This is a genomic window from Streptomyces phaeochromogenes (assembly GCF_001418655.1).
Classification (GTDB): Bacteria; Actinomycetota; Actinomycetes; order Streptomycetales; family Streptomycetaceae; genus Streptomyces; species Streptomyces phaeochromogenes.
Genome location: NZ_LIQZ01000218.1, coordinates 40646 through 49179, shown reverse-complemented (window position 1 = coordinate 49179; position 8534 = coordinate 40646). Strand labels below are relative to the sequence as shown.

8 protein-coding genes are annotated in these 8534 nt (G+C 70.3%); 7 read left to right on the top strand and 1 reads right to left on the bottom strand.

All coding sequences use genetic code 11. The features are described 5' to 3' along the window. Positions 1 to 42 precede the first annotated feature (42 nt). Positions 43 to 1494 carry a Gfo/Idh/MocA family protein gene (locus AOK17_RS27950; RefSeq protein WP_079053321.1) on the bottom strand — a complete coding sequence of 484 codons (1452 nt, stop codon included), beginning with the start codon at positions 1492 to 1494 and terminating at the stop codon, positions 43 to 45. A gap of 66 nt (positions 1495 to 1560) precedes the next feature. Here AOK17_RS27950 and AOK17_RS27945 point away from each other — a divergent pair, with 66 nt between their 5' ends. The 7 genes from AOK17_RS27945 to AOK17_RS27915 all read left to right on the top strand — a co-directional run bounded on the left by AOK17_RS27945 (position 1561) and on the right by AOK17_RS27915 (position 8525). Continuing rightward, positions 1561 to 2892, top strand: coding sequence for an ABC transporter substrate-binding protein (locus AOK17_RS27945; RefSeq protein ID WP_079053320.1), 1332 nt, complete (start codon positions 1561 to 1563; stop codon positions 2890 to 2892). Then, complete coding sequence (locus AOK17_RS27940; RefSeq protein ID WP_055615327.1) at positions 2889 to 3827, top strand: carbohydrate ABC transporter permease; 939 nt, start codon at positions 2889 to 2891, stop codon at positions 3825 to 3827. The genes AOK17_RS27945 and AOK17_RS27940 overlap by 4 nt, the downstream gene beginning before the upstream one ends. Continuing rightward, positions 3824 to 4687: a carbohydrate ABC transporter permease gene (locus tag AOK17_RS27935; protein ID WP_055615326.1), complete on the top strand. Its 864-nt coding sequence runs from the start codon at positions 3824 to 3826 to the stop codon at positions 4685 to 4687. Before AOK17_RS27940 ends, AOK17_RS27935 begins: the two co-directional genes overlap by 4 nt. Next, positions 4684 to 5283 (top strand): hypothetical protein, encoded by a 600-nt coding sequence (locus AOK17_RS27930; RefSeq protein WP_055615325.1) that lies wholly within the window; start codon positions 4684 to 4686, stop codon positions 5281 to 5283. Before AOK17_RS27935 ends, AOK17_RS27930 begins: the two co-directional genes overlap by 4 nt. Positions 5284 to 5467: 184 nt before the next feature. Further along, positions 5468 to 5713: a hypothetical protein gene (locus tag AOK17_RS27925; protein ID WP_425424642.1), complete on the top strand. Its 246-nt coding sequence runs from the start codon at positions 5468 to 5470 to the stop codon at positions 5711 to 5713. After that, positions 5710 to 7965, top strand: a complete 2256-nt coding sequence (locus AOK17_RS27920; RefSeq protein ID WP_055615323.1) for a heavy metal translocating P-type ATPase — start codon at positions 5710 to 5712, stop codon at positions 7963 to 7965. The genes AOK17_RS27925 and AOK17_RS27920 overlap by 4 nt, the downstream gene beginning before the upstream one ends. Next, on the top strand, positions 7962 to 8525 hold the full coding sequence (locus AOK17_RS27915; protein WP_245697404.1) for a copper chaperone PCu(A)C: 564 nt from the start codon (positions 7962 to 7964) through the stop codon (positions 8523 to 8525). The genes AOK17_RS27920 and AOK17_RS27915 overlap by 4 nt, the downstream gene beginning before the upstream one ends. Positions 8526 to 8534: the final 9 nt, after the last annotated feature.

Here is an 8534-nt window from a genome sequence, read left to right as displayed (position 1 = left end):
GACGCCGACGCATCCGGGGCGCCACCTGGCACACCGACGACCTCAGACATCCAACAGATCCCGCACCCGAACAGGCAGCCCGGTCTCGAACGACTCATTGGCGGCCAGCCCGGTGACCAACGACCGCGCCCCGTCAACCGCGTCGGCCGCCCGCCCCAGGGCATCCCCACCGGACCGGGGCCCGAACAGATCGGCCAACATCCGCACATCCCCACCTCCGTGCCCGCCCTCAGCGGCACCCTCCCCGCCCCCGACCTTCACCTCACGAGGCCGCTCCCAGAACCGCCGCACCAACAACTCCGTACGCCCGACATCGTCACCAACAACCGCCCCATGCATGACAGGACCAGCGCCATCGCCCCGCTCCTCGGGCCGAGTCCACGTCGACTCCTCCACCAACAACTCCAACCGCCCCTCACTCCCGTTGAAGGCGACGCGATACCCCTCCCAGGGCGAGTAGGCGGTCAGGTGATAGCTCAGCGAGGCCCCCGACGCGTACCGCACAAGCACAGCCATGTCGTCCTCGATGCTCACCCCGGCCCCGAACACGTTCTGGTCCCGGTGGTACCCGTCCTCGGCCTCGGCGTCCAGATAAAGCGCACGCAGCACCTCCGAGTCCGCAAGCCGCACCGCAAACGGATCGCCCTCCGCAGCGGCAGCCCCATGAGCCCGGGCATAAGGCCGAGCAAGCCCCCGCCGCCGCCCGGCCTCCTCGCCGTAGAAGAACAGCCCGCCCTGCGCGAACACGGTCTCCGGCTCCGTCCCCAGCCACCAGTTGACGAGATCGAAGTGATGCGTGGCCTTGTGCACCATCAGCCCACCGGAGTTGGCCTTGTCCCGGTGCCACCGCCGGAAGTAGTCCGCACCGTGCCGCAGATCGAGCAGCCACTCGAAGTGCACCGACCCGACCTCACCGATCTCCCCGCCCGCGATGACTTCCCGTACGGCCGAATGCACCGGGTTGTAGCGGTAGTTGAAGGCCACCCGCACATCACCCCCGGTCCGCCGCCGAGCATCGAGAATGCGGCGGGCCTTGTCGGCGTCCGTGGTCATCGGCTTCTCCGTGACGACGTCGCACCCCGCCTCCAGCGCACGCACGATGTAGTCGTCATGGGTGCGGTCGACACTGCACACCACAACGAGGTCCACCCGCTCACGCCGCAGCATCACCTCGAAATCCTCGGCGGCGTAAGCAGGCACGGCCCCCCGACCGGGATGATCGGCAGCGATCCACCCGTTGTGGACGGCCATACGACGGGCGTTGACATCACAGAAGCCCACCAACTCGACCCGGTCCGCGTACGGCCCGGCAAGCGCCTCGGTGAACATCCGCGCCCGGGCCCCCAGCCCCACCACGGCACAACGACGACGCCTCCCCGCGACGGACGAGGCGGAAGCGGCGGACGAGGCGAAAGAGCCGGGCGCGACGGACGCGACGGACGAGCCGGAAGAGCCGGTCGCGACAGAAGCGATGCGCGGGTCTTGTTCTGACATCAGGACCTTCCCTAGGGTCGTATCAGGGGGGTGGAAGCGCTTTCTAGCGAAAGAGGTGACCCACTCATGCCCGGAAACAGGACAAGGAAGTCCTGGCCGCCCCGCAGGACCGCCAAGTCCCGGCCGTCCCGCACGGCGGCGGCGGTCCTGGCGCTCTGCGCGACGGCGGCGGCACTCGCCGGCTGCTCGGACACGGGCGAGTCGACCAGCGCGGGCGGCACGGTCTCGCTGCGCTACACCTGGTGGGGCAACCCGGACAGGGCGGCCCGAACCCAGGAGGCAGTCGACCTCTTCGAGAAGAAACATCCGGGCATAGAAGTACAGACTTCCTTCGCCGGATACGAACCGTACAAGCAGAAGCTCGCCACTCAAGCCGCCGGCGGCGACGCCCCCGACGTGATGCAGCTCGACTACCGGATGATCGACCAGTACGCGTCCGGAGGCGTCCTCCTCGACCTGGGCAAGCAACGGTCCGTCCTGAAAACAACGGAGTTCGAACCGGGCCTGCTGGCCACCGGCAAGGTGGACGGAAAGCTGTACGCCATCCCGCAGGGCCGCGGCACCGAGACGATGGTGTACGACACCACGAAGTGGAAGGCCGCCGGACTCGAACCGCCCAAGCAGGGCTGGACCTGGACCGACTGGGCCGACGCGATGCGCGAGCTGGCAGCCAAGACCGGCAAGCCCGGCGGCACCGACCCCGGACAGAGCGAGGACGCTTTCGAGATCTGGCTGCGAGGCCAGGGCAAATCCCTGTACACGAAGGACAACCAACTCGGCTTCACCGCAGCTGACCTCACACGCTGGTGGACCTTCACAGACAAGCTGCGGCGCGAAGGCGCGGTCTCGTCGGCCGAGCAGACGACACAGCTCGACGGCTCGGTCGAGAACACCCCGCTGGGCCGTGGCACGGCAATCTCCGAGACGAACTGGGACGCTCCGGCGAGCGGCTACCTCGTCCTAGTCCCGGACGGGATCTCGCTCGCCCCCATGCCGTCGAACGAGGACGGCACGCCGGGCCAGTACTTCAAGCCGTCCATGTTCATGGGGGTCGCCGCCGACACGGGCCACCCCAAGGAATCCGCCCAGCTCGTCGACTTCATGCTCAACGACAGGGAGGCGGCGAAGATCGTCGGCGCGAGCCGCGGCATCCCGGTCAACGAGTCGATCCGCGACGAGATCGCCTCGGACCTCAAGGACTTCGACAAGACCATCTACGACTACCAGGCCCCCTTCGAAGGCAAGCTCAACGCCCCGCCCCAGGCGCCCCCTTCGGGAGACAGCGCCCTGCAGACCACCTTCCAGCGGGACTACGACCAGGTGTCGTACGAGCGGCTGTCGCCCCGCGAGGCGGCCGAGAACTACATCACCGAGGCGAAGGCGGAGCTGAGGTCATGACCACCACACAGATACCAACACCCGCCCGCACGCAAGACGTCGACCCGCCGACCAAGCCGCCCCGACGCCAACGCGAGGGCGCCGCATGGGTGTTCCTCTCCCCATGGGTCCTCGGCGCAGCCGTACTGACCCTGCTCCCGATGGCCGTCTCGCTCTATCTCTCCTTCACGGACTACGACTTGTTCAACCCGCCCCAGTGGGTGGGCCTGCGCAACTACACACAGATGTTCACAGAGGACCCGCGCTACTGGCGCTCGGTGGTCGCAACCCTGACCTACGTGGTCATCGCCGTCCCCCTGCAACTGGGCCTGGCCCTGGTCGTAGCCCTCGCCCTGAAGGGCATGCGCCGAGGCAAGGGCTTCTACCGCTCCGCCTTCTACGCGCCCTCGCTGCTCGGCGCCTCGATGTCAATCGCCCTCGTGTGGCGGGCCATCTTCAACGACGGCGGTACGGTCGACAACCTCCTCGGCACCGGCGGCTGGGTCAACAAACCCGGCTGGGCACTCTTCACGGTCGCCCTGCTGACGGTGTGGCAGTTCGGCGCCCCCATGGTCATCTTCCTCGCCGGACTCCAGCAGATCCCCGCGGAGTTGTACGAGGCGGCGGCCGTGGACGGGGCGAGCCGCTGGCGCCAGTTCCTGTCCATCACCGTGCCCATGCTCTCCCCGGTGATCTTCTTCAACCTGGTGCTCCAGACCATCCAGGCCTTCCAGGTCTTCACCCCCGCGTTCGCGGTGAGCGCGGGCAAGGGCGGCCCCGCCGACTCGACGCTCTTCTACACGCTCTACCTCTACGACCGCGGCTTCGTCGCCTCCCACATGGGCTACGCCTCCGCGATGGCCTGGACACTGCTCCTCGTCATCGGCGCGGTCACCGCCGTACTGTTCCGGACCTCGCGCTCCTGGGTCTTCTACGCGTCCGAGGGGGACCGATGACCACCTCAACCGTCGCCGTACGCAAGCCGGTTGCCTGGCGTCGCATCGCCCTGCACCTCGGCTGTCTGGCCGCGCTGCTCGTGATGCTGTACCCGCTGGCCTGGCTGCTCGCGACCTCGCTCAAGCCGGCCGACGAGGTGATCGCCAGCCTCGACCTGCTGCCCAGCAGCCTGGAGTGGTCCAACTACAAGACAGCCCTCGACGGCGTGAACGACGTCTCCGTGTGGCAGCTGCTCGGCAACTCGCTGTTCATCGCGGGCGGCGCGGTCGTCGGCAACGTACTCAGCTGCTCACTCGCCGCCTACGCCTTCGCCCGGCTGCGTTTCCGCTTCCGCGGCCCGCTCTTCGCGTTCATGATCGCGACGATCATGCTGCCGCACCACGCCGTGCTGATCCCGCAGTACATCATCTTCAACCAGCTCGGCATGGTGAACACCTACTGGCCGCTGATCCTGCCCAAGTTCCTTGCCACGGAGGCGTTCTTCGTCTTCCTCATCGTGCAGTTCATGCGGGGGCTGCCGCGCGAACTGGAGGAGGCGGCGCGGATCGACGGCTGCGGCCCGTTCAGGAGCTTCTTCCTGGTGATCCTCCCGCTGACCCGTCCGGCACTCATCACCACCGCGATTTTCACCTTCATCTGGACCTGGAACGACTTCTTCACCCAGCTGATCTACCTCTTCTCGCCGGAGAAGTTCACGCTCACGCTGGCGCTCAGGTCGTTCGTGGACGCGTCCAGCCAGTCCGCGTTCGGCCCGATGTTCGCGATGTCGGTGATCGCGCTCCTCCCGATCGTCCTGTTCTTCCTCGCCTTCCAGCGGTTCCTGGTCGAGGGTATGGCGAACTCGGGGATCAAGGGATGAGCGCCGGACAGGCCCGCGAGACGGGCGAGATCTTCGGCCCGCGCATGACGCTGTTCGCGGACGTACTGAGCGTCGGCGTCTGCACGGCCCTCGTGTCGCTGCCGGTCGTCACCCTCCCGGCGGCGCTGTCCACGGCATGCGCGGTCCTGCGCGGCGCCCGCGAGGACCAACCGGCCACCGCAGGGCGGTACTTGACGACGCTGCGGCGACGCCTGCGCGCCGGAGACCTCGCCGCCGGGACACTGTCCCTGGCCGGCGCCCTGTTGCTCTGGGCGGACCTCGCCCTGGCCCGCGCCGGACTGCCCGGTGCCCCGCTGTTCGCGATCGTCGCCGCCGCCATCGGCATGTACGCGGCCGTCGTGGGCCTTCGCGCCTGCGGGCGCCCCGAGTCGCTCACCGACTGGCGGGCGGCCGTGGCCGGGGCCGCCCGGGACTCCGTACGGGACGTGGGCGGCAGCGGTCTTGTCGTGCTCGCCGTCATGGCGGGCGCGTTGTGCGCCTGGATGCTGCTGCCGCTGGCGTTCCTGGCGCCGGGACCGCTGGCGCTGGCGCTCACGGCGGTCGACGTACGGATGCCGGACCGGCCAGGAGGGTGAAAACACCGCCCGAGTGACGTACGCCATAGGCCTGCGCCGGAACTCATAGGGACGCACGCCCGACTTCTGGACCGTCACGGCCCGGACCGGCCGACGCCGTGCGATCTGGAGAACCGGAATGGGCGAGCCCCGACAATCCTCCCCGAGCGCAGGTGCCGGCGCGGGCACAGATACAGGCGCGGGCTTGGCCGCAGTCGCGTTGCTACGGAAACTGATGCCGCCGCCCGCGCTGTGCGGCTTCCTGCTGCTGCTCGCGCTCATGTTCATGGCGTCGTACGCAGCCGGTGCCGCCGTCGGTCCCGTGGCGCCCGGTATGCACGAGACCGGCACGAGCCGTGACGGAGACGACGGCGGTGACGGCGGCGGTGACAGCGGCGGGGGCGGCATGGACATGGACATGGGCGGCACGCACGGGAGCGACGGCCGATGAGTGCCGAACCGGTGGCCGTGGTCATGACGACCGACCTGACCGTCGGCGGGATGACCTGCGCGGCCTGTGTGAACCGTGTCGAGAAGAAGCTCGCCAAGCTGGTCGGTGTCACCGCGACCGTCAACCTGGCCACCGGGCGGGCCCGGGTGAGCCATCCGGCCCATGTCCCTCCCGAGGAACTCGTCGCCACGGTCGAGAAGGCCGGCTACACGGCAACCCTCCCCGCCCCACCCGAGCAGCCGGAAGGCGGGGACGAGCCCGAGTCCGTCGACACCCGGCGGGAGCGCGAGCGGCTGACGGTCACGGCGCTGCTCGCCGTGCCGGTGCTCGTCCTGTCGATGGTGCCCGCCTGGCAGTTCCGCAACTGGCAGTGGCTGTGCTTCGTACTGGCCGCCCCGGTCGCGGTGTGGAGCTCCTGGCCGTTCCACGTACGGGCGTTGCGCGGGCTGCGGCACTCGACGGCGACCATGGACACGCTGGTCTCCCTGGGTGTCGTGGCCTCCTTCTCCTGGTCGGCGTACGCGCTGTTCCTCGGCGGCGCGGGCGAGCCCGGGATGCGGATGCCGTTCAGCCTGCTGCCCTCGGCGTCGGAGGGCGCCGCGCACATCTATCTCGAAGCGGCCGTGGGAGTACCGCTGTTCGTGCTGGCCGGGCGTTTCCTGGAGGCACGGGCCCGGCACGGGACGGGGGCGGCACTGCGGTCGCTCGCCCAACTCGCCGCCAAGGATGTCTCGGTACGCGAGGGTGGCTCCGAACGTCTGCTGCCCGTCGAGCAGTTGAGGACGGGGCACGTCTTCGTCGTACGTCCCGGGGAGCGGGTTGCCACCGACGGGGAGGTGACGGAGGGCAGTTCCGCCGTGGACCTGTCCCTGGTCACGGGCGAGAGCGAGCCGGTCGAGGTCGGTCCGGGCTCGGCGGTGGTGGGCGGGGCCGTCAACGCGGGCGGGCTGCTGCTCGTACGGGCCACGGCGGTCGGCGCCGACACGCAACTCGCCCGTATCACCAAGCTGGTGACGGATGCTCAGGCGGGGAAGGCGCGCGCTCAGCGGCTGGCCGACGCGGTGGCCGGGGTGTTCGTGCCGGTGGTGCTGGCGCTCGCCGTGACCGTGCTCGGGTTCTGGCTCGGCGCGGGAGCCGATCCGCAGGCGGCGGTCACCGCGTGCGTGGCGGTGCTGGTCGTGGCCTGTCCGTGTGCGCTGGGTCTGGCGACGCCGACCGCGCTCATGGCCGCCACCGGGCGCGGCGCCCAACTGGGCGTCCTGGTCGGCGGACCGCAGGCCCTGGAGTCGCTCCAGCACATCGACACGGTCGTACTCGACAAGACCGGCACCCTCACCTCCGGCCACATGAGCGTCGCCCGGGTCACCGCCGTGCCCGGTGGACTCGGGCGGGAGACGGTGCTGCGGCTGGCCGGGGCGGTGGAACAGGGCTCCGAGCATCCGCTGGGGCGCGCGATCGTCGCGTACGCACAACGGACCCTGCCCGAGCGGCCGTTGCCGGACGTGGGGGAGTTCAGCGCCGAGGCGGGCCGCGGTGTCCGGGGCCGGGTCGAGGGCAGGCTGGTCGAAGTCCTCGCGCCGGACGAGGAGTTGCCGCCGGCGCTCGCGAACGCGCTGCCGGTGGCGGAGGCCGCCGCGTACACGCCGGTCGTCGTCCTGGTGGACGGGGTGGCCGAGGCGCTGATCGAGGTCGGTGACGTAGTGCGGCCCGGGAGCTACCGGGCGGTGGACCGGCTGCGGAGGCTGGGGGTGCGGCCGGTGCTCGCCACCGGGGACCGGGAGGCCCCGGCCCGGGCCGTCGCGTCCGCGCTAGGCATCGAGGAGGTGCACGCCCGCTGCACCCCCGATCAAAAGGCCGCTCTCGTAAGGGAGTTGAGGGAGGACGGCCACCGGGTCGCGGTCGTCGGTGACGGTGTGAACGACGCCGCCGCGCTGGCCGGCGCCGACCTGGGGATCGCCATGGGCGGCGGGACGGACGCGGCCATCGGAGCCGCCGACGTGACGCTCGTACGCGGTGACATCGAGGCCCTGGGAGACGCCGTACGACTCGCCCGTCGGACGCTCGGCACCATCAGGGTCAACCTCCTGTGGGCCTTCGGCTACAACGCCGTGACCGTGCCGCTCGCCATGGTGGGCCTGCTCAATCCGATGGTGGCCGCGGCGGCCATGTCGGTGAGTTCCCTGCTCGTGGTCGGCAACAGCCTGCGGCTGCGCGCCTGGCAGCCGACGCGACCCCGGAGCCGCACACGATGACGCGGACGACCGACCGGCAGACGATGACGCGGACGACCGACCTGCATCCGTGGCGTCCGACCCGCCGCCGCCTCACCGACACCCTGCTCACCGCGCTCGCACCCGTCGCCGCGTGCAGCGTCGCGCTCGGTGCCCTGAGCACCTGGGTCGCCGCCGGCCGAGCGGGCGACCCGGCGCGGATCGAGATCACCGCCGGACGCGTCTTCCTCCCGTACGGCGACACCCGGGACACCGCCGCGTTCTTCCGGATCACCAACTCCGGGGACGCGGACGACCGGCTCGTCCGCGTCTCCTCGCCCGGCGTCGGCGGTGAGGTCACGCTCGGGCGTCACCGCACCACGGGCGGCGGCGCCGCGTACCGGGACGAGGTGGACTCGGCCGCCGTCCCTGCCCACGGCAGCCTCACCATGTCCCCGCACGGCCTCGACGTGATCCTGCGCGCGGGCGCGCGCTGGGAACTCGGCGATCCGGTCCCGTTCACGCTGCACTTCCGGCGCAGCGGACCGGTCACGGTGGAGGCGGTCGTGGTCAGCCCGGGCGACGTACGTGCCTCACCGTGACAACCGGCC

Coding starts and splice junctions, on each gene's coding strand:
- AOK17_RS27950 (WP_079053321.1), bottom strand. CDS start 1,494: ATGTCAGAACAAGACCCGCGCATCGCTTCTGTCGCGACCGGCTCTTCC.
- AOK17_RS27945 (WP_079053320.1), top strand. CDS start 1,561: ATGCCCGGAAACAGGACAAGGAAGTCCTGGCCGCCCCGCAGGACCGCC.
- AOK17_RS27940 (WP_055615327.1), top strand. CDS start 2,889: ATGACCACCACACAGATACCAACACCCGCCCGCACGCAAGACGTCGAC.
- AOK17_RS27935 (WP_055615326.1), top strand. CDS start 3,824: ATGACCACCTCAACCGTCGCCGTACGCAAGCCGGTTGCCTGGCGTCGC.
- AOK17_RS27930 (WP_055615325.1), top strand. CDS start 4,684: ATGAGCGCCGGACAGGCCCGCGAGACGGGCGAGATCTTCGGCCCGCGC.
- AOK17_RS27920 (WP_055615323.1), top strand. CDS start 5,710: ATGAGTGCCGAACCGGTGGCCGTGGTCATGACGACCGACCTGACCGTC.
- AOK17_RS27915 (WP_245697404.1), top strand. CDS start 7,962: ATGACGCGGACGACCGACCGGCAGACGATGACGCGGACGACCGACCTG.